Annotated in this window: 15 protein-coding genes; 1 reads left to right on the top strand and 14 read right to left on the bottom strand. The window is 51.9% G+C overall.

Annotated features, from left to right (window positions below; genetic code table 11):
- Positions 1-25: 25 nt before the first annotated feature.
- From VFA09_22375 to VFA09_22310, 14 genes are all read right to left on the bottom strand, one after another.
- On the bottom strand, positions 26-706 hold the full coding sequence (locus VFA09_22375; GenBank protein HZU70034.1) for a chemotaxis protein CheW: 681 nt from the start codon (positions 704-706) through the stop codon (positions 26-28).
- 16 nt (positions 707-722) lie between these two features.
- Positions 723-1088: a response regulator gene (locus tag VFA09_22370; protein HZU70033.1), complete on the bottom strand. Its 366-nt coding sequence runs from the start codon at positions 1086-1088 to the stop codon at positions 723-725.
- 78 nt (positions 1089-1166) lie between these two features.
- The gene (locus tag VFA09_22365) at positions 1167-1598 is read right to left on the bottom strand and encodes a response regulator (protein HZU70032.1); all 432 of its coding nucleotides are present in this window, start codon (positions 1596-1598) and stop codon (positions 1167-1169) included.
- A gap of 2 nt (positions 1599-1600) precedes the next feature.
- On the bottom strand, positions 1601-3007 hold the full coding sequence (locus VFA09_22360; GenBank protein HZU70031.1) for a DUF4388 domain-containing protein: 1407 nt from the start codon (positions 3005-3007) through the stop codon (positions 1601-1603).
- A gap of 342 nt (positions 3008-3349) precedes the next feature.
- Positions 3350-4249 carry a response regulator transcription factor gene (locus VFA09_22355; protein HZU70030.1) on the bottom strand — a complete coding sequence of 300 codons (900 nt, stop codon included), beginning with the start codon at positions 4247-4249 and terminating at the stop codon, positions 3350-3352.
- A 100-nt stretch (positions 4250-4349) separates the two neighbouring features.
- Positions 4350-7079: a GAF domain-containing protein gene (locus VFA09_22350; GenBank protein ID HZU70029.1), complete on the bottom strand. Its 2730-nt coding sequence runs from the start codon at positions 7077-7079 to the stop codon at positions 4350-4352.
- A gap of 473 nt (positions 7080-7552) precedes the next feature.
- Positions 7553-9805: an alkaline phosphatase family protein gene (locus VFA09_22345; protein HZU70028.1), complete on the bottom strand. Its 2253-nt coding sequence runs from the start codon at positions 9803-9805 to the stop codon at positions 7553-7555.
- Positions 9806-10127: 322 nt separating this feature from the next.
- Entirely contained in the window at positions 10128-10904 is a 777-nt protein-coding gene (locus tag VFA09_22340) for an Mrp/NBP35 family ATP-binding protein (protein ID HZU70027.1), read from the bottom strand.
- A 41-nt stretch (positions 10905-10945) separates the two neighbouring features.
- Positions 10946-12019 (bottom strand): glycosyltransferase, encoded by a 1074-nt coding sequence (locus VFA09_22335; protein HZU70026.1) that lies wholly within the window; start codon positions 12017-12019, stop codon positions 10946-10948.
- A 100-nt stretch (positions 12020-12119) separates the two neighbouring features.
- Complete coding sequence (locus VFA09_22330) at positions 12120-14036, bottom strand: flippase (protein ID HZU70025.1); 1917 nt, start codon at positions 14034-14036, stop codon at positions 12120-12122.
- Between the two features lie 345 nt (positions 14037-14381).
- A complete protein-coding gene (locus VFA09_22325; GenBank protein ID HZU70024.1) occupies positions 14382-15926 on the bottom strand; it encodes an alkaline phosphatase family protein in 1545 nt (514 codons plus the stop codon).
- 62 nt (positions 15927-15988) lie between these two features.
- A complete protein-coding gene (locus tag VFA09_22320) occupies positions 15989-16990 on the bottom strand; it encodes a glycosyltransferase (GenBank protein HZU70023.1) in 1002 nt (333 codons plus the stop codon).
- Between the two features lie 72 nt (positions 16991-17062).
- A complete protein-coding gene (locus VFA09_22315; protein ID HZU70022.1) occupies positions 17063-18256 on the bottom strand; it encodes a hypothetical protein in 1194 nt (397 codons plus the stop codon).
- 206 nt (positions 18257-18462) lie between these two features.
- Positions 18463-19251 (bottom strand): hypothetical protein, encoded by a 789-nt coding sequence (locus tag VFA09_22310; GenBank protein HZU70021.1) that lies wholly within the window; start codon positions 19249-19251, stop codon positions 18463-18465.
- A 598-nt stretch (positions 19252-19849) separates the two neighbouring features.
- Here VFA09_22310 and VFA09_22305 point away from each other — a divergent pair.
- The gene (locus tag VFA09_22305) at positions 19850-20755 is read left to right on the top strand and encodes a sulfotransferase domain-containing protein (GenBank protein ID HZU70020.1); all 906 of its coding nucleotides are present in this window, start codon (positions 19850-19852) and stop codon (positions 20753-20755) included.
- The last annotated feature ends 7 nt before the right edge of the window (positions 20756-20762 follow it).

Raw genomic sequence — 20762 nt, 5'->3', positions numbered from 1 at the left:
CTATTCAGACCGAAACGAGTTTCAATTAAGAATAGTGCTGCATTTTTTCAGAGAACAGCAGACGAGCCGCATCTAAAATGACGATAGCTCGCTTGCCTAAATTGACACTCCCCACAGCATAGGGAGCGATCCAATACGGAACATTATTCTGACGCGAAACAGCGGCAATAGTGGAAGGAGCAATAGGAAGCATATCACTCACGCTGTCTACCACCAGGCAAATCACCATCTCATTACATTCAACCGATAATAAGCGCGTCCGTGGATTATACGGGAGCCGTTCAAGCCCTAGAAACGCACGCAGATCGACGACAGAGGCAATAGAGCCACGCAAATTTATGACGCCGCTGACCCAGGATGCAACATTGGGAACAGGTGTCACATCTGCCAGGCGCTCAACGCCCTCGATGTGCTCTGCTTTCAGTGCAAACTCCTGCCCAAGCAAGGTGAAGACAAGATACTGGTCACCCGCCTCAACCGGCTCAGCAGCGACCATTGCAAGATCCGCAGCCGCGTTAGGATTACCGGGTAGGGTTTCCACGACGAAAGGAAGCGATGGCAAGCCCGCAGAACTTCCACTCCGGCGTGCCACATCAGAGGCGGGCGAACTCAAGGCCGATGAATCGGCGTTGGGATCGGTAAATCGGCCCCTACGGGGTGTTGAACCGGCTGGCTGCGACCATTGCCTTGCATCAGGCTGCAACATGCTAAGCTCCTCATCGTTATGTCAGTCGACGGACATTACTAACCAGCTCGTCTTCGCTAAAAGGCTTCGTCATGTACATATCAGCGCCCTGTCGCAACCCCCAGGATTTGTCAAGAGGCGTGTTCTTGCTGGTCAATAAAATAATCGGTATGTGCTTACTTGCTTCCAGGCTTTTGAGTCTGCGACACAGTTGAAATCCATTTTGTTTGGGCAAGACTACGTCCAGTACGATACATTGCGGGCGTTCCCTGAAGACTTTTTCAAGGGCCTCATCGCCATCAAGGGCGGTGACTACCTCAAAGCCGTTATTGCGCAGAGGAGCCGCAATCATCGTCAACTCTGTCCAACTATCATCAACTACGAGTACCTTCTGCCCTGGCATTTCAGTATACCTTTCCTTTGTAGAGGTGCAACCCATTGCACCAGACACTAGGAAAGAATGGCTATTTTTGGGGGACCTCTATCCACGTCGTCTGAGGCGGGTTCGCATACCTTCCTGTTGTGGGGGCATGCGTGCTTGCCAATCCACAAGATGTTTCTTGACCGTGTGGATCAATTCAGCCGTGTCGAAGGGCTTCGTAAGATATTCGGTTGATCCGGCAAGCCGACCCCGCATCTTGTCGAATAAACCATCTTTCCCACTGAGCATAATAATAGGTATTGTGCGAAACTGCAAGTTTTTGCGTATTATCTGGCAAATATGGTACCCATCCATACGAGGCAACTGGATATCGAGGAGGATGAGGGCAGGCATTTCATCCGCCACTGAGGTGAGAGCGCTCAGTCCATCGCCGGCAGTAATGACCCGGATATGCTCACGCTGTAGCGTCATTTGCACAATTTTCCGCACAGTGGGACTATCGTCAACCACTAATACCGTCGGTTCGATCATCTTCACATTAACCTCCTTTGCGTCTCAGATGACCAGGGTAGATCATTCTGACCCTGTGATACGCCGGATACACCGGGCAAGGGCACGCCAGGGCCTGCCTGGAACGTCCCTTCATTGCGCCGGTTTCGCGCCTGCTGCATATGTTGATTCGCACGATAGAGCTGGTACTGTTGAATTTCCTGGTCAATTTCGCTGAGGAACGTTTTCCAAACGACGTTGAGCTGGCGACCGGTATGAGAATTGCCGACTTCATCGTTCAATAAGGTTGCGAAAACGGTACGCAAGAACGTGGCAAGGCCCAGTACCGCTTCCCAATAAAATTCCTCTAGCTTTTCCCCCTTGACCAATTTGTTCAGGTTCAGGATTTCCGTACAGTCAAGCTGACCATTCACAAAATTCGCGGTTTCGAGGATAGCATACTGCTGCTTTGATAGCAACTGTAAAGGTTGCGAGAAACGGCGTTCCAGGTAACGCACGATCTCTGGCACAGGTAATTGACCTCGCCCGCGTAGAGCTTTCGCATATTTGCCATGATGGATAAGCAAGCCATTAATACATTGGGAAAGGGTCTTTATCAATCCAAGAAGATGTTGTTCAGGGGTAAGGTTTTGTCGCTGCTGTGCCAGGGTATGCTGGCACATGATAATGATATTAGAAAGATCCTGCTGCAATTCTGCTTCGAGAGCGGTATCGACAACTTCGATCAGGCGCAGTTCAAGCAGATGAGTCATGATACGGGCGATACGGGCTTCCGGCATCATCAGCACGAGCGCCATTGCCTGCAAAGAGATTTCTCCATTGGAGAGGCAAAGCACCTCTATGTGCTCCTGGCTCAACCCCAGGTTGCGGACATCTTTGTTGACCTCCGGCAGCCAACGCGCGACCGATGTACGGGTGAGAGTTGTTTGCCTCATCTCTTCCCATTCGTCGGCCTGACGCAAAGCTTCTAACAAGACGGTATCAACATCCAGAGGTTCCATCCTGCTCTCCATCGCAATGAGCTGGCGGTGGAACGAGAAGCGCCCGTTCACCCAGCGCAATGCATGGCTAATCGTTTGTGTAATGGCAAATTCAAGGCGACGTTGCATTTCGTCGCGGCTCATCCAGTTGTTTTCAACGAGCAGCGCCAGCGCTACCTGCATGTTGCCCTTTGCCATTTCACGCACGGATTGGGCGCGCGGCGGGTCCAGCTTATTGATCAGGCAGAGCATGCCAAGCAGATCATACTGCGTGGATTCATTTTCACGCACCGCCATGATCTGACCCTTACGCAGGCCGATAGAGATGGTTTCTGGCCCGGAATGTACGAATAATGTTCCAGTTTTACCACTCAACGCGAGCATCTTCAGGATCGATTGGAGCCCAAGCGTTTGCAGGTCTCCATCCATAATTTGATCTTGCAGCTCCATTATCCTCTACTCCCTCTCCCTTGAAAGCCATACAAACCATAGGCTCAGGTATTGTAACTTTTTGGAATGACTGTTATCATGACAGGCAATTCCTCAATACAAGTGTCTTCTCTCCCATCATGGAGTTTACGACATTACGAGCAAAGAGTATATAAAAATTCGGGTCATGATATTAAAATTTTATTAAGATTTCCACTTGTTGAGTTAAACTTTTTGATATATACCCCGATGCATCATACTCTTCGTTGCACTCAGAATGCCATGCCCCGGATACACCCGGGTGTATCCGGGGCATGGCATTCTGAGTGCAACGAAGAATCTCTTGAGTCCCTACTCCACATCTTAGCCGATCTCCCTTTCAGGTAAGGAACCGAGATTCTTCACTTCGCTCAGAATGACATGTGTATCATTCGATAGCGAATTTGTAAAAGCCGCTGCGCCACCTGGCACATTTCCCGTTCCCTGCTCTCCAGGTACTATTTCAGGTCTCTCATTCCAGGGCATGCCTGTTTGTTGCAGAGTCCGTACCTGAGCTTGAAAGACATACCCAACTCCCGGCTCGGTAATGATATAGCGCGGGTCCGAGGGCGTTTCCTCGACCTTCACCCGTAGCTGTCGCACATAGACGCGCAGATAATCAGCTTCCTCACCGTACTCGGGCCCCCAGACGGAGCGCAGCAGCACACGATGGGTTAGAACCTTACCCGCGTGCAGCATGAGCTGTCGTAATAACTCGAACTCGGTCGGCGTCAGTTTGACCTCGTGACTGCCAACCAGTACCTGACGGCGTGCCGTATTCATACTTAAATAACCGTCTTCAGTCTGTAAAATATCGGGTTGTTGCTGGTTCCCTGGTTCCGCAGTTCCCGCGGCTCGCCTGAGGCAGGCGCGCACGCGCGCCTGTAGCTCATCATTGCTGAAAGGCTTGGTTAAATAATCATCAGCACCCAGGTCGAGAGCCTCTACTTTCTGCTTTTCCTCTTTGCGAGCAGACAGGATGATTATAGGCGTCTGCGTCCATTGACGAACTCGCCTGCATACACCCAGTCCATCTATTTCACCCGGCAACCAGAGGTCGAGTAGAATAAGGTCTGGTTGATGCATGCGCACAATTTCTACTGCTTCTTTGCCATCCTCTGCAATCAAGACATCATAACCGCTCATCATGAGATTTCGGCGCAAAATGCGCTGTATAGGCGGATCATCATCGACGACGAGTATGCATTTTCTCCTGGTTTTCATGCAGATAGTACTCCGTTACGTGTAGAGGCAACCACGTGCGGGATAAATCCGCACTCTACACTGGTAGTCAACCATGACGGGCAACCACAAGCTTGGGCCCCTACGATGAGATATTTGGCAGCACAAAGACGAAACATGAACCTCCACCTGGCATTTGCTCTACCCAGATGCTACCCTGGTGAGCTTCAATGATGCCACGACAGATAGCTAACCCAAGTCCACTATTCTTGGGATCGAAACTATAAAAAGGCTTGAAAATGCGCTCGCGCTCGCACTCCGGCACACCGCTTCCATGATCGATTACTTGAGCGCGTAAAAAGGCTCCGTCCCTGGAGGGCATGCTTCCCTGAGATAGCTTCGGATTCTTCGTTTCACTCAGAATGGCATGGCTGGGCATGTCATTCTGAGTGAAACGAAGAATCCCTAATGTGTTCCCTGCGCCTGATTCGTCGAGCGGAACAGCGGCATCTCGTAGATCATGATACGTAACCATGTCAAGTGAGATGACTATCTCTGAGCCGGGTGGACTATAGCGAGCCGCATTTTCGATCAGGTTACTGAAGACGCGCCCCAGTTGTACGTAGTCAGCTTGAATGAGCGGTAATTGCGGTTGGAAGAGCGTGCGCACGGCCCGGCCATCCAGTACATGCCGCATGCGAGAAAGTGTGACATGCACTATCTCCCGCACATCGCACCATTCTTTATCCAGGATCAGCGCTCCCATCCGGATGCGCGACATGTCTATCAGCGCGTTGACAAGCGTATCAAGCTGATCGGTCTGGGAATCAATTTCTTCAAGTATCTCATGCAGCATGGTTTCATCAAATTCGATACCTGGCTGCATAAGCCCGGTGACGGCCGCTTTGATGGTTGTAAGCGGGGTGCGCAACTCGTGTGAAACGGCGGAAAGTAGCGCCGAGCGATTTTTTTCGTCGCGTACCTGCTCGGTGATATCTTGCGCTTGCAGGGCATTCGCTATCAACCGGCCGTGTGCATTATAGAGCGGATAGCGCTTCAACCGGTAGTGACGATCCGAAGGAGCATCATTTTGCGCTGGCCTACCCGATGCTCGCTCCAGATCACCGGGTTCATCAAGCCAGGACAGATCATCCGCGGGCGCTGTTTGATCGTCAAGGGTTCCGAAATCAGCAGAAGTTGCTTGCCGGATTGGTTCCGCGGCGATGACGCAGCGTAATATATGCGACGCCCAGGCATCCGGCACAAGATGCCTGTTCTGGTGATTTCCCTCGCTTTGCATGCTTATCAGGTCATTATCGGCGCCGGGACCCTCAACCGCAAATGCCTGGAGATATTCTCGCACCTCACCGGCATTGCGTATACGGGGCAATAAGATGGTGAATGCCTCTTCTAAGGAGATGTAAGAGGCAGGACGCAACACTCCCGCCACGCTCTCTATTAATGGACTGGTAGGCGCCAACAATCGCCTGTGACAAAACGCTTCCGCAGTCGGTGTCACATACAGACAACGCCCGGTGAGATCAACGATGAAGAGGGGTTCAATTAGATAGCCTGTGGCCGGCCCGTTGAATTGAGAAAAAGATGGATCTTTCGCTGGCGATTGATTGAAATCGAGCGTATCGCCAGCATTGCCAGAGTCTGCGCTGCTATCCCCCAAAATTCCTATTCTGACAAGAGCGGCTTCGATCTCTGTAAGGATAGCCGCTCGCTCTAGCTGGAGTCGCCTGTCTTCATTACCCACATCCTGGTAATAGTATTGCAGGAGGATGTCATGATGGATGGCAATGCTGGCCTGACTTGCGAAGAGTGAGAGAATATCGGCTTTGAGAGGTGTGAATCCACCCGGTTCGGGCGAGCAGAGCAAGAGCACACCATAGACGGTCGAGCCAATCACAAGCGGATAGGCGAACATCGAGTGAACCTGGAGCTTCGATGCGAAACCAGAACTGAGCGGAAAGCGTTCATCCTCAGCGATATTCTGTGAGACGGTGGGCGAGCCCTTGAGTAGCGCATAACCAAGAATAGATTGCTCGCTAGAAGCTACTTCTTGTTCAATGACCGCTTCCAGGAGAGTTGTATTCAGCCCCGACTGGGCCTGGAGGCGCAAACGTCCGGTCTGCCGCTCATATATGATAATTGCTGAAGCACCATGCAAGGCTTTGGCGATACCGGCGACGATACGATTGAGGATGGCGGAAAGGTCCATATCGGAAGTAAGCGCGCTCGAAACGTCTTTAAGTTCCTGGCGCTGCCGGTCTTGAATCTCTACGCTGCCACCAACCTGGGCGCTTTCTATGGCTGCGGCCAGTACGCGGGCCACGGCGCTAATGAGACGGCGCAAGGTTTCATCGTCATACGCATTGATGCGGGTACTGCCGAGTTCAAACGTGCCGAGGATGCGATCTGCTACCACAAGAGGAGCGATGAGAGTTGCGCGCAGGTGAGGATTACCGCTCAAGGCATCACCACACTGTGCCGGCGAACCATCCAGGCCGGCCGGATACTGCTGGATAATCAGCCCGGCCACGCTCTTGCCTGCCTGGTCGAGGTCTGCTGGAGAAGAGGGCCGTTGCATGTTTAGAATACGCTCAACCATCGAATCCGCGAGTGGATGCTGGTGATAGTGAGCAACCCAGCTATTCCCCTTGCGCTGACAGACGGTGACGCGCACAGCCTGACGATCATGACGCAGCAGTGCGATCCCAAGGATATCAAAAGGGATAGCGGGCTCTAATTCTGAGGCCAGATGGGCATAATTTGCCTTCGCCCCGCGTACACTGGAGACGATGCGAGCAACACGCTCGACGATAGTAGATTGCTCCAATGTAGGCGATTGTATTTTCGCCTCCATCTATGCTCCCTAAACCTCTTTCAGCAATGAGGACAGACATCGGGCGCTGTCCCTACAAGGGCTACAATCAGACTGCTCTCTCAACGTCTGTAGCGCCGTAGAAGAATAAGCCGGACAACATAGTTATCTATTGTAGCACACTAAACGCCACAATACCAACTTTATGCGGCAAAATAGAAATATCACACCCCGCAGAGTATATCACATACAACCAGGCTTAAGTCAAACAATCAGCTGAGACGAGCGGCCACAATTGAGCTGAGACAGAGACGGGCTATCGGGTTCAGGTACCTGATAGTACTATATTGCAGCAAGCTTTGTCATGGCTCACCTGCGGATCGCATCCTGAACCATGTTATCTTGTATAAGATAATGGTCTGCCCAGGAAAGTCACTTTTGTCGCAGGAAACAGGTGAGGATGGTCGGCATGTCGAAGGATAATGCCGGCCATCCTCGCTTTGACTTACCCTTGCCTAACTATCATCCTCACCATCGCCTGTTGTTGGATCGGTGTTGATCTGCGTTCCAGGAGCAATGGCATGAGCATTTGGTCCTACGTCGGGGCCGGAATAGAGGTTCGTGATGGGATCGGCCCATTGACTCTGAGCGTCCGCAAAGTAGAAGAAGAAGGTGTGTTTCCCGTCCGAGAGGCCACTTACAGTCGCCTGGTAGATTGCGCCTGTGTTATATGAACCGGAGACATAGGTCATGGGATAGGCATGGGTTTTGTCTACGAACAGGATCGCCTGCGTTGGAGGTTCGTTCGACGTATCCAGGTAGGTTGTCTGGTAGGTAAAGACGGTTGAACCGGTACCGGAGGTCGGGCTGACCGAAGACTTTGACAACCAGATCGGAGTTATATCAGGGGTTGAGTTGCCCTCCTGAATGACAAGGTCGGAGCCATTGTTACTATCGTCGAACCGCACGCGATAGTAATGCTCACCGACGGAAAGACTCTTCGTGCTATAGGTGTATTTGACACCGGCTTTATAGTTGGTTGACCCATCAGAGGTCATCTGGTAGGGAATGCCATCAATGTCGATTTCCTCAAGGGTGGGCGGAGTATTCGTCGGTGAAACATATTTGGTGGTATAGGTGACTGTGGAACCAAATGTGGCGATATTCGTGGATATACTGGTGGTGAGATCGAACGTTTCCACGTATGGGCCTGTGAACTGGGTATTATTGTCAGGAATGGTGGCGGTCGTTTTGCCATCCGAAAAAGTAAAGCTAAATTGATGGGTACCGAGCGCTAACTTTGTGGCGTAATCGTAGAGCTCTCCCCCGTTGCTCGGCAGTTTTCCGAGGTCGTTCATCTGGTAGTTGACGCCGTCAATTGTGACGACCGATTCGGTGGGAGAAGAATTGGACGTGTAGGCAATATCAAAATGGTAGACGGTGTTGACATCGCCCTGCGTGGGAGTAATACAACCGGCGATATAGGGTAGATGTGTGTGACCTCCACCTGCTGTGGCAATCACGTGGATCATTCTGGAATAGGGAAGCATATTGAGGATCAGCGGAGGCTGTGGTGGGCTTTGGAAGTCAAAGTAATCCATCAGGTTGCTTATCTGCGGAAGTGAATCGCGCTGGCCCAGGCTGGGCAGGTTATAATCTGCCTCGATGAACTTATCGAAAGAGGAGAACTCTCCCAGTTGATGCGAGATATAGCCGGGCTTCGCATAGGGCGAGATGACGAGCAGCGGGGTGCGCGGGCCTAAACCCAGCCCATCTATCGTAGGCGGTACGACATGGTCATAAAAGCCGCCCCAATCATCCCAGGTGACGAAGATGGCGGTATTGGCCCAGTATTGGCTCTGCATGACAGTATTGACTACACTCGTCACATAATCCTGACCCGCCAACAACGAGTGGGGCGGATGATCGCTCTGGTCACTGGTGGGCGGGATAAGCCAGTTCACAGCGGCCATTTTTCCATGCTTCACATCGCTAAGAAACTGGTTTGAATTGCTCACCAGGTTCTTCGAGTATGCGACATCCTGGATGTAGCCGGGGCCATCCCAGGTGGGATTGCCATTATAATAGCGCCAGCTGATTCCTGCTGCGTCCAGTTCCTGCGGTATGCTGTTGATGTTGTAACAGCCATAGCCAAAATAGCCGGTATTGGTATCGGGATGCCGGGAGTATGCAATGTTGTTTTGCGTCGTCTTACATCCACCTTTGACGAAGGTGCCACCCTTGACGGTCACCGATGTATCAAGCCCCCCGCTCTGTGCGGCGACCATCGCTATGTGGTTTGGCGTACTGCTGGAGGCCACAGAAGTAAAGAAATTATCGCCAAGCCCATAATGCTGGGCATAACTCCAATAATTGGGGATATCCGCCTGGGTATATTGGACCTGGCCGCGCGCGGGGAATTCATCCATTTTGCCACCATCAATAGCGGCGAGTACAGGAGGCCCCTGGTGGTCAAAATCTCTGTAGACCGGGTCGGTGGCCTGAGGCAGGGTAACGCCATTGGCCCCGGGAAAGCGCCCAAACAGATTATCGAAGGTGCGGTTTTCCATCATCAGGACCACGATGTACTTGATCGGTGTTGTAGGTACTGGCGTTGCGGTCGCAGTCGGGGTCGCAGTTGGCGTTCCGGCCAGTGGGCCAGATGCACGCGCATTACGGAAAATAGTAGAGGGAAGCAGGTACCAGCTGCTTAACCCTAAAAGCGCAACGATAGATACGATGATACAAATTCGTTTTACTGTCCGCATTGATTACTTACTCCATCAATTTGATTCAGGATAATGGGAGGTCATTATGGGAACCACTCCCAATATCCACTTAGAGATTATTACCCCTAAGTCCCCTCGTTTCAAATTCCATCTTTCTGGAAGGATGGAAAACGGGCGAGAACGAAAATCCTCCTGATTTCCTATTCCAACCCGATTCGGAGGTTCATGCTGGCAGATTCTGCCCCGTTCGCTTCGCTCAGGGCTTCGACTCACTCGCTCAGAATGACATGCCCTGCCATGTCATTCTGAGCGAAGCGAAGAATCTCTGCCTCTATCAAGAAATTCTGGCGCCCTGTTCGAACTACTGCTCGATCTTGAGCGCCTTGAGCCAGTTTGCCGTTAAAGCTTCATAGGCCTGCGAATGATACTCTTCAATGTGGCCGGTGTCGGCGAGCACGCCCAGTTTGGGATCAAGGGGCAATTGCCCTAATAGAGAAGCGTTGGCTAATGAGACCAGTTCGGATGCATGGCCGGAGCCAAAGATCTCGCAATACTCTTCTCCTGGTGCCATAAAATAGGCCATGTTTTCTACGATGCCAAGCATCGGGACATGGAATTGATGAACCATATTGATCGTCTTCTTCGCCACAGTCGTGGCCAGCACCTGTGGAGATGAGACGATAACGACACCATCTAATGGAAGTGATCGCAAAATAGTCATGGGCACATCAGATGTGCCGGATTGCACATCGACCAGCAAGTAATCAAGCTCGCCCCAGGCTACTTCGCTATAGAATTGTTTAAAAGCGCTGGCAAGCATTGATCCCTGCCATACAGTCGGGTCTGCTTCATTCTCCAGGAACAGGCTCATGGACATAATTTTCAGCCCTTCCTCGCTTACTAGTGGTTCAATGCTACCATCACCGGTCACAGAAAGTTGGATTTCGGGACCAAACATGCTCACAATGCTCGGACCGGTGAGGTCGCCATCCAGAATGCCGACCTGTAGCCCCTGCCGTCTCAGCGCAATGGCCAGCAGAGCGGTAATCAGAGATTTCCCGACGCCCCCTTTGCCGCTCATGACAGCGATCACATGTTGTATTTTTGCATGCTCCTGGGGAATAATAGCTTCACTCATATGCTCTATCCTTCTCTTTTCTATTTTTCTAAACAGCGAGATCAAAAAAGAGTTTTTATTTCGTCAACGATGCTTGCGGCAGCCGCCGTTGCCCTGCGAGCAAATTCCTGCGTGACGGAGAGGTCACGCTCTCGTCCCAGGGCACTTATGACCTGCTGCGCGAGATCCCCGGTAGCAGTGGAGCCTATACGAATATTGGGGAAACGCAGAGCGTATTCTTCCATATTCCCTGCTCCGACCTGGTCATCGGCTTCGGCAGCGGGCACGCAAACCGCGGGTACACCGGAGGCCGCTATCTCATTGACAGTACTATAACCGGCCATGCACACGACCGCCGAGGCAATATTGAGATAATCGGTCAGAAATGGCTCAAAGCGGCTGGCATAGCAGACAAAATCATCCTCCGCAGGCAATTCGCCGCTAAAATATGGCCCTGTAATGACGATAAGTTTTGCTCGCGGATACTGCTCCAGGATAGCCGATCTTGCTGCCAGCGTATTGGCGAGCAATTCTCCCGTGAGATTGTATCCGCCACCTCCAAAGGTCAGCAAAATGGCCTGGTCTGCCTCCGCGAGGTGGAGCTTTTTGCGCAGGGCATCTCCGGCAAAGCGATCTTTCTGCCGCACCAGCGGGCCGGCGAACAAGGTTTTACCGGTAAATTGATCGATGAGCGCCTGATCTTCAGGCGCTACTTCCTGTCTTTGCTGCAAGACGATCAACAGGTCCAGTTCATTCATCCTGTCTAAGGAATGGGTAAGTTCATCACGTAATAGACCACCGACGTTGGCCATCAGGGCTTCCTTGACACCCGCATCGCGCACCGCTCGATGGATCGGCTCATGTAACACCGTTTCATGCATCATGACATCGGGTTGGAACACGTTGAGAATGTTGCGTGTAATCTGTTCGCAATTCTCATTTTCGCTGGCCTGATTATGGCCGGGTACCATAATCCACGGAAGGCCGGTAGGAGTAATGAAATTCTCACCGCCTTCGATGAGGAATAGCACCTGCAAATTCGGAATACCAGCTTTTAGCCATTGCGCCACCGCTATCGAGCGATTAAGATGACCAAGACCTGAATGATTGATAGCATGGAAAAGCATACGTTGCATACCGGGTTTCTTGGGCAGAAACCAGATGTTGTTCCTCACGGAGCTTGAACCTTTCTACGGGCGACCACCGGGGTACGCCTGCTCAAATTGGAGGGCGACCTCAAGGGAACGCCCTTACAAGTCCTTGTTTTCCGCCACGTCCGCCTTTTTTCTTACCTTTGCCGCGCCCAAAACGCTTGCGCAATCGATCCACGACGATTTTATCTTCAGGACTGATCTTAAACAGTCCGATCAACCGGAAATAACAGAGCAGGAATACTGGAATTAAGGCAAGTTGCACTGAAAGCGTATATTTGCCGACGTGCAGAGCAAAATGAGTGAGGCCGAGCAAGTAGAGCAATATACCTACGAGCGCGGCGCTGATTGCCCCCGCGGCTAAAGGTTTGAACATGCGCCAGCGATAGGGATGCATTTTGAGTAAGAAGCGCACCTCAACCAGGCGAATGATATTTACTACGGCAATAGCCAGCCCGGTGCTGATGGCAGTTCCCATCGCGCCATATCTCGACGTCAGGATGATACCCAGTACAACATTCAGAGCAACTACCGCGAGCGAGTTGAAGAGCGAGTATCTTTGATGACCGGTCATCAATAAGACATTGCCGACTGCCCCGGCTGCGGCGCTGACCATGTAGCCGGTGGATAACGCGATCAGCAATGGCCAGGCCGGCACAAAGCTGGGACCGGAAAGGCCGAGCAATGGGACAGAGAAGATGATGGCTATGATAAAGACCGGCAGGGAGAGCGTAATCGTCCAGTGCGTCACCACTTTGAACATGGCCGCCAGTTTTTTATTTTCACCCCTGGCATGCAGTTCGGCGATGGTTGGTGAGAACATCACGTTCAAGGAAACCATCGGCAAGAGGATAAAGCCACTAATCTTGATGGCCGCGGCATATTGTCCAATGGCAAGGGCCGGCACAAAGAAAGCGAGCAAGAGCGTGTCTACCGAATCCAGGACGGTATTGATGACCTGGGTCAGGAAATTGGGAATAGCAAAGCCCAGCCAGGTGCGTATTTCATAGTACCTGTGCTGCTCCTGGAGTGCTTTTTGCTTATCGGCACGATTGACGGCGCGAAAAAGGAAGTACAGATTGATGACCGCGCTGAGCATCACACTGATGAACGTGATAACGGCAACCCAGGTGATATTGGGGAAGAAGGCGGCAACGACGAGCATCAACAGGAATACGACGAGGGGCACTAAAAAGCGCTGCACAAAGACACGCCGCTTGAACTCTTTGAGGCCCTGCAACCCACCGATCCAGACGTTTTGCAAACAGGTAACGGGAACGATTGGCGCCATAATCAACAGGATAGGAGCTGTGGTGGGCTTATGAAAGAGAGCGCTTAACCAGGGTCCAAAAAACAGGACGAAGAATGCTCCTAGCATGCCCGTTATACTGACCATAACTGAGCAAAACAGGGACAGGTTGCGCATCAGATGCGACTGCTGTTTGCCTTTATAGATAGCGATGTAGCGGATCATGGCATTATCGAGGCCGAGGTCTACGATGGAGGCAACCAGTGTGACGATAGAGAGGCTGACCGAATAGAGGCCGAAATTGACGGCTCCCAGCGAACGCTGTATCAGCAGGTTGTTACCGTACTTGAAGATGAAGCCGACGACATTGCCCAGGCCGACAACGGCAGCATTGCTGGCCGCTCCCGAAATCTCCGATTGCATCTCAGGCGATGATTGCCCCTGCTTCTTCGCGATATCTTTCAGCACCATCATGGGAATGGTGCTGAGCTTCTCAAAATCAGGGTCATCGCTTATTTTGTCCGGCGACTTCACTTGCGCCGGGCGGCGAGGCGCTAATAGCTGCTCAGCCTCCCATTGTTCCAGACCCATGAGAGGGGTGGGCATCATGTCCACGTGCTGGTGCAATCCATTGAACGCAGGCATCTTCAACGTAACCTCATCATCAAGAAACTCTACAATCGGAAGCAGCCGCAGCCGGTGCAGTTGCTTCTGTGGCAGGGTTCCAGGTTTTTGTTCAAGCTGGTTACTCATGCGCAAATATTCCGCCTTATGCTTCTATCGCCTTCTCTAATTGCGTCAACCGGATTGTTTCAGCCCAACCAACACAATCGCCATTCCGCGCTTCAATTGTTGGCAATTCTTTCCACACGAGAGAATTGGAATGTTCTCCCCGACGAATTTACAGGTCTTCCATTCCTTACTGTATCATCCGCGCCGTAATTGGCTTACGGATTTGCTGTTGCACTCTGGTAATAATCGGCAGCTTCAGGTTAAGGTTTCATAACTGATGGGTAGTAGAGTGTAGAGCAAATTACTCCGGCACTCCCGAGTGGGAGTGCCGGAGTAATTTGCTCTACACTCTACTAGAAAAGCATTCTATGAGGATCGCGCCGCCAACTTCTTCAGCTTCTGCTTCACCAGTTCGCTGCCGCCAGTTCCTGCACCGGCGGTGAGTTGCTTCTCGAACGGTTCCTCCATGGGTTTGCCATCCAGATCTTCTGGAAGCGGTACGCCCATGGCGGTCAAGATGGTCGGAACGACCTGGTAGATATGGGTCGGAGCTATCGTCGTGCCCTTTTTGACGCCCGCGCCATACAGGTAGACGATGCCATCGGGATGGTGAATGCCGGTTGATACATCATGCCCATTACCACGCGTTTCCCAGAGGGATATGCGCCCCAATTGTGTGTAGATGGAGGTGTTCTCGCCGGATAGGATGACGAGGTGGCGCTGAGCGGGCGCAAAAGGACCGTTGCCAAAGGCGTCTTCACGATGCGCTTCTATCACCAGCGGTTGGTCATTCAGAGGGTCGCGCAGGTCTTTCAAGGCTTTCGTCAGTTCCTCAATCTCTTCCTCGGTGACAGAGTCGTGGAAGAAGATATCGGCATAGCCGGCAAGCTCACCCGATGTGGATTGAACCCAGGCGCGCGATTTTGCCCAGTCTATCTTGGGCAAGATGGCCGGATGATTCTCGTTTGCCAGGGCTTCGATCTGCTTATGACGCAGGCGGCGGTATATCTGGCGGGCAGGTTTTTGTATGTTCAAGGATCGTGCTATCGCTCTGACCATGCCGAAGAGCTGCGCGCGCGTGCGGTTGCTGCCCTGCATTTGCAGCCAGCCGTTACGATAGAGATATTCCTGCAGGTAAAACTTGCGGGAGGCTCCCTGGAAGCCATGATCTGAGACAACCATGAGCATGTCTTCAGGCCCTAATTCATCCAGCACCATGCCCAACCCCTCATCAACCATCTGGTAATACTCTACGGCCATGGGATGGAACGCCATAATCTCATCCCAGCGCAAGTGCTGGATGCGATCAGCGCCGGTATAGACGAAGAAAAAGAAATCCCATGGCTTCTTGAGCAGCAGGCGCAACATGGCATTGCGATGGCGTGTCATCTCCAATACGTCGACGAAGACATCGCCTCTCTGCCCGCAGGAGACGGCTGGGTTGATGTCGATATGGTACTTCGGCACTTCTGCCAGCAATTCTTCTTTCAAAGCGGTGGGATAGGTTACGTTGGCCTGCATCTCAGGGGCCATCAGGCCGCTCAGCATAATTCCATTGACTGGCTCAGGCGGATAGGTCATGGGGACATTCGCGATGACGACCCGCTTGCCCCAGTCGCTCAAGACATTCCAGATGGCTTTGCCACCTTTGCGATGCGTCATAACATGAGGGATGGGTCCATTTTCTGACTGCTCATATTCCCAGAAATCATAGATTCCATGTTTGGAGGGTGAGAGACCGGTAGCAATCGATGTCCACGCGGGAGGGGTGACGGGGGGCGTCGTTGATTTCAAGATGCCTTCAACCCCTTCGTCGCGCAGGCGTTGAAAATTGGGCAACAGGCCGCGCTCCATCATTGGATGCAGGACACGGTACGTGAGGCCATCAACACCAAATAAAAATACACGCATGTGTTTTACTCCCTTTCAAGAGAGCGATTTGTTCGTCTCAAATGTATACAATACTGTCGATGTTAAACGAGTGATTTATCTTCATCAGCTATCGATTCATGAGTATCTTCGCTTACGGGCCGGGTGCGCATCTGAATTTTGGGATCGGCGTTTTCGCGCATCTTCTGGCTCATCATCCACTTTAAACCTACCCCAAGGCCCACAGCTCGACCGACTATTTGAGCCGAGGCGCCCACCATGAACATCGCCGCCAGCGAACTCGCTTTTGCCAGGTTCTTGCCCGGCTCTACAACCAACTGGTCAACAAGCACCTGCGGCGTGAGGCCACATTGTTTAATGGCGAAGTAGACGCCGTTGCGACCGCTCGAGAATTGGGCGACCGGCTGGCGCATGAAGTAGCCCTGACTGCGCGCCGAGTAATGGGTTACCTCCATCTTCGGCTCATAGACCAGCCGCCAGCCAGCCTTTTTGACACGAATACACAGGTCAGTCTCTTCACGCAGACTGGTTATGGTATAGTTGGGGTCAAAGCCTCCTACCTGCTCCAGGGCATCACGGCGGAACGAGACATTACAGGAGATCAGGTGATCGACATCAACGCGCTCGGTGCTGACGAGATCTGCGCCTTCCCAGATAACGCGCCCTGATTTCGTGACAGTCATGCGTGGCGGACCGCTTTGCTGGTCGGCGTAGGGCCTGGGCGCACGCACGACACGACCGCCAGCCGCGCCGATGGTATCATCCTGATGTATTTCGAGTACTGTATCGAGCCAGGTTGGACAGACCATGGCATCGTCATCCAGGAAACAGATAAGGTCGCCAGAGGCATAGGTCATGCCGGTATTCTTTGCTGTGGGCCGGTTATCGTGCTGCCCGCGTATACGCACGCTGATTACTTCTGGATAGCGGGCAACGACACTCTCGCTTTCATCGTTGGATGAACTATCGACCACGATGATTTCCTTGCGCGGGTATGGCTGCGCAAGAACATGCTCGATACAGTGCCCTAAGAGAAAGGGACGATTGCAGGTAGGTATAATAATGGTGACGAAAGGGTCTTGCATGCTTGCTATGTTCCTCACTATCTATAATTACCTCTATAGGGACAGCGGCCTGTCCCTATAGAGGCCGTTGGTTTATCCCAGGTAGCCCAGGTCGCGCAGCCGGTCCACAATCATGCCCTCTTCCTCATCGGAAAGCAGATCATCATCACTATCCAGTTGCCGGATGGGAGTCTGTTCGCGATACGATGGGGTGAACATGGACGAAATGACGTTTCCATCAACATACGTGGGCACAGGACAATCTAACAGATAGAGCAGGCTGGGCACCAGGTCAACCAGTTTGCCGTTCGCTACGAAACCACGAGCCAGGCAAGGACCGCTACCGGTGAGGCGAGCGAAAGGAGCAGTTGAGGAAGCATCAAGGGTCTGGCCACCGGCGCGCACGCTTTGACCATCGAAATCCAGCGCTACTGCCTTTGGAGAGGCTGCATAGCCGGGACGGTAGACGACGACCAGGTCAGGCGCCTTAAAAAGGTAATCGCCGCTATAGGCCTCTTCTCTGCGCAGCACCTGCTCAACGACGAGTTCATTGGTCTCAGGATCGCGCCAGTTGGTACGCAGTTCATTGATCAAGGCATCACACACATCCTGGTACTCACGCCCAGACCCGACGATTCCCTGTGGCTCCCGACCGCGCAAATTGATCCAGACCTGGCCGGTTCCTAAGCCATATGCCAGGGTTTCCGACCACACGATGTGCGCCTGGTCGCGATCCGCACCTGCTTCCAGCAGCCCCACATCTGCTAGAAAATCATTGATGTTCACCAGTTTTGGGGCCGGTCTATCCCATGCATCCGCTAGTACCAGCAGGTGCGTTTGAGGAGCGAGTTGCCCGGCACAGCGGCGCAGCATAGCATCCAGCTCATCATCACCGGCACCGCCCATATCCAGCAAACGTACAATGGCACAATCAAAGGATTGATCGGCCAGCGTATGCAATATTTCTCTGTTCTTCGTCTCGAAGAACGTCACTTCCAGTTTCTTCGAGCGAAGAAGGTCGGGTAAGAGGCGCCCGTAGGCGCCATCGGGAACACCTGTATCCTCTTGTGCCTTATACCCCGCAGGATATACAGCATCGAATCGACCCAACTTGCCCGAGCCCGTGCCGGTAAGTGTTTGATAGTAACAAACACTTTTCTCACCGAGTGGTAATGGGGCCAGTTGAAGATCAACACCATTTTTAATCTGCTCCGTGAGGAAAGGAATCGCCGAAAGGCGCTCCGGCCTCACCCCTTCAAGCCACAAAAGGCACACCGAATTCTTCATAATCCTGGAAATTCTCCTTCTTAGGGCGACCATAAGGGTACGGCGGGCGATCACAAAGGTTCGCCCCTACTGCATGTTGCAGATAGGTACAGGCATTTCGATTTCTATGCTGATTGTATCGAAATGCATCACGAAGTCCCATGGCAATAAAGTCAAGATTTGGTTAATGATACTTGTGATGCGTTAAGGTTTCTCCATGATGCCGGTCACGATTGAATGGTTTCGTTGACCTGGATCGCGGTGCTTTCTCCATCCTGCAAGGTCACAGTGACGGTCAAGGGCCACACGCCCGGACTGGCATCCTTCGGAATATTCCAGGTCCAGTTTGCCAGACCCTGCGATCCTGTTCTTGCCTTTAAGGTCTTGCTGCTGGACCCTGGCCCGAAATTCAAGAGGAGGGAGCAATTTACATTGGGCGCGGTTTGAATCATTAGCTTTAACTGGCTCTTTGGAGCGCCGGTCAAAATTGACTGGCTACTGACGACACTGATAGGCGGTAATGTCACGGTAACATCTATCGTTTGCGTCGATTGCTGACCATTAGGCAGTGTCGCTGTGATCTTCAAAGGCCAGTTGCCGGTATGAGCTGCCGGGTCTACCTGCCATTTCCAGCTGGCCAGCCCATCAGCGTTAGCGGTGACGGGAACAATGCCATATGTTTTGCTCGGCGTACTCAGCCCATAATAGACAAGAAAATTACAGACGGCAAAAGGGGCAGTGGTAACGGTCATATTCATAAACCCACCAGGATAAGTGGAAAGGGTTGATTGATCCTGCACTACCACGATAGGTATACCGGAACTGGGAGTACCTGCATCCTCCGTAGCACTTCCTCCCTGGTCGCCCGGCGTACCCAACGCAAACGGATGATCGTTCGATTTAGCGGATCCACTACAACCAGATAAGAGAAAGAGGCAGATGATCAGGAACAAAGCCAATCCGCTCATCGCCACTTTGCCTGTATTGCGCTGCTTTCGCTTTGTACCTATTCTCATAAGAACCTCCATGAACTTAGCCATTGAATATGTAAACACCCGTATCTTCATTGGCAAGGATAGACTAACGTTTTCCTTCAGAGCAAGCATACCTGGACCGATTAGTACTTTCCGCTCATACTGAGAGGATGAGAAGGAAATCACATAATCTATAACAGATATCGGCCAAATTCTTAACTCCCAACAGATGAAAAGCACAATCAAATAGGAGGGACAGCGCCTGGTGCCTGTCCTCATTGCGATCCTACCAGGACGGGCACCAGGCGCTGTCCCTCCAGCATTTCGCTGAAAGACGACGACTACATCTAGACTTTTGTACTGACTCTGGTTATCTTTCCTTAACCGCAAGGCAATGATAACAACCAATCCGTTACCATTTGCTCATCCCTTCTTTACACATGCCGATTATGCTAAGCAGGGTATACGAGGGAAGCAAGACGAACCGGTGCTAGTAGTTGAGGCTATAGGGTGCAAGTCGGTGAAGGTAGCCCAATATCCCTACTTTTGGCTCGCATGTTACGCTCAATAGTTATACATGTTGGACAGAACTGAACCAGAAAAAAATACATCGTGGTAGACGTTAAGGAGTTTGGACCCAATGAAGATTTCTTCTAATGCGAGATCTGGTACCAGAAATTTCTTGCATTATTCCTCTCAAACATACAGGGTAATCACCGGCAATTTGCGGCTGCTGCCCGATTTTCTGATTATCGGTGGACAACGATGCGGCACGTCATCCCTTTATTTTTATCTCATAGATCATCCATTTATTGCGCCCGCGTATACTAAAGAACTGCACTTTTTTGACGCGAACTACCGCAAGGGTTTTCGTTGGTACCGCGCGCAATTTCCTACGACCCTGGAAAAGTACTACACCGAGCATGTACGCAAGCAGGGATTCATTACAGGTGAGGCAAGTCCATCCTATCTGTTTCACCCACTTGCCCCAAGAAGAATTGCGCAGTCGATGCCCAATGTGAAATTGATCGTCTTGCTGCGCAACCCTATCGACCGCGCCTACTCACAACACTGGCTCAATGTCAAGGCTAACGGCACCGAGCCGCTTTCTTTCAAAGAGGCTATCGAGGCCGAACCTGAAAGAATTGCCGGTGAACGCGAGAAAATGTTGGCCGATGAACATTACATTAGCCGCACCTACCGGCCTTACTCTTATCTCACACGCGGCATTTACGTGGACCAGTTGAAGTATTGGATGGAGTTTTACCCCAAGGAACAATTTTTGATTCTGCGGAGCGAAGACCTGTATAGCAAACCGGCGGAGACGGTGAAAACGACGCTGGAATTCCTCGGCGTGCCTTCGAGCATGATCGATACCAATAAAGAATATAAAAAATACAAAGTGCCCACAAAAACGGGGTATAAGGTCAAGGATAGCTATCCCAAGATGGATCCCGAGCTGCGTAAATACCTGGTCGAGTATTTCAGGCCACATAACGCACGCCTAAAAGAATTGCTCGGTAGGGATTTCGATTGGGACAAATAAGATGGCT

The organism is Ktedonobacteraceae bacterium (assembly GCA_035653615.1).
Lineage (GTDB): Bacteria > Chloroflexota > Ktedonobacteria > Ktedonobacterales > Ktedonobacteraceae > DASRBN01.
This window is presented reverse-complemented; position numbering and strand designations above follow the sequence as displayed.

Bases quoted from the DNA above. Each gene is read 5' to 3' on its own strand.
- VFA09_22375 (HZU70034.1), bottom strand. From the start codon at position 706: ATGTTGCAGCCTGATGCAAGGCAATGGTCGCAGCCAGCCGGTTCAACA.
- VFA09_22370 (HZU70033.1), bottom strand. From the start codon at position 1,088: ATGCCAGGGCAGAAGGTACTCGTAGTTGATGATAGTTGGACAGAGTTG.
- VFA09_22365 (HZU70032.1), bottom strand. From the start codon at position 1,598: ATGATCGAACCGACGGTATTAGTGGTTGACGATAGTCCCACTGTGCGG.
- VFA09_22360 (HZU70031.1), bottom strand. From the start codon at position 3,007: ATGGAGCTGCAAGATCAAATTATGGATGGAGACCTGCAAACGCTTGGG.
- VFA09_22355 (HZU70030.1), bottom strand. From the start codon at position 4,249: ATGAAAACCAGGAGAAAATGCATACTCGTCGTCGATGATGATCCGCCT.
- VFA09_22350 (HZU70029.1), bottom strand. From the start codon at position 7,079: ATGGAGGCGAAAATACAATCGCCTACATTGGAGCAATCTACTATCGTC.
- VFA09_22345 (HZU70028.1), bottom strand. From the start codon at position 9,805: ATGCGGACAGTAAAACGAATTTGTATCATCGTATCTATCGTTGCGCTT.
- VFA09_22340 (HZU70027.1), bottom strand. From the start codon at position 10,904: ATGAGTGAAGCTATTATTCCCCAGGAGCATGCAAAAATACAACATGTG.
- VFA09_22335 (HZU70026.1), bottom strand. From the start codon at position 12,019: ATGCAACGTATGCTTTTCCATGCTATCAATCATTCAGGTCTTGGTCAT.
- VFA09_22330 (HZU70025.1), bottom strand. From the start codon at position 14,036: ATGAGTAACCAGCTTGAACAAAAACCTGGAACCCTGCCACAGAAGCAA.
- VFA09_22325 (HZU70024.1), bottom strand. From the start codon at position 15,926: ATGCGTGTATTTTTATTTGGTGTTGATGGCCTCACGTACCGTGTCCTG.
- VFA09_22320 (HZU70023.1), bottom strand. From the start codon at position 16,990: ATGCAAGACCCTTTCGTCACCATTATTATACCTACCTGCAATCGTCCC.
- VFA09_22315 (HZU70022.1), bottom strand. From the start codon at position 18,256: ATGAAGAATTCGGTGTGCCTTTTGTGGCTTGAAGGGGTGAGGCCGGAG.
- VFA09_22310 (HZU70021.1), bottom strand. From the start codon at position 19,251: ATGAGAATAGGTACAAAGCGAAAGCAGCGCAATACAGGCAAAGTGGCG.
- VFA09_22305 (HZU70020.1), top strand. From the start codon at position 19,850: ATGAAGATTTCTTCTAATGCGAGATCTGGTACCAGAAATTTCTTGCAT.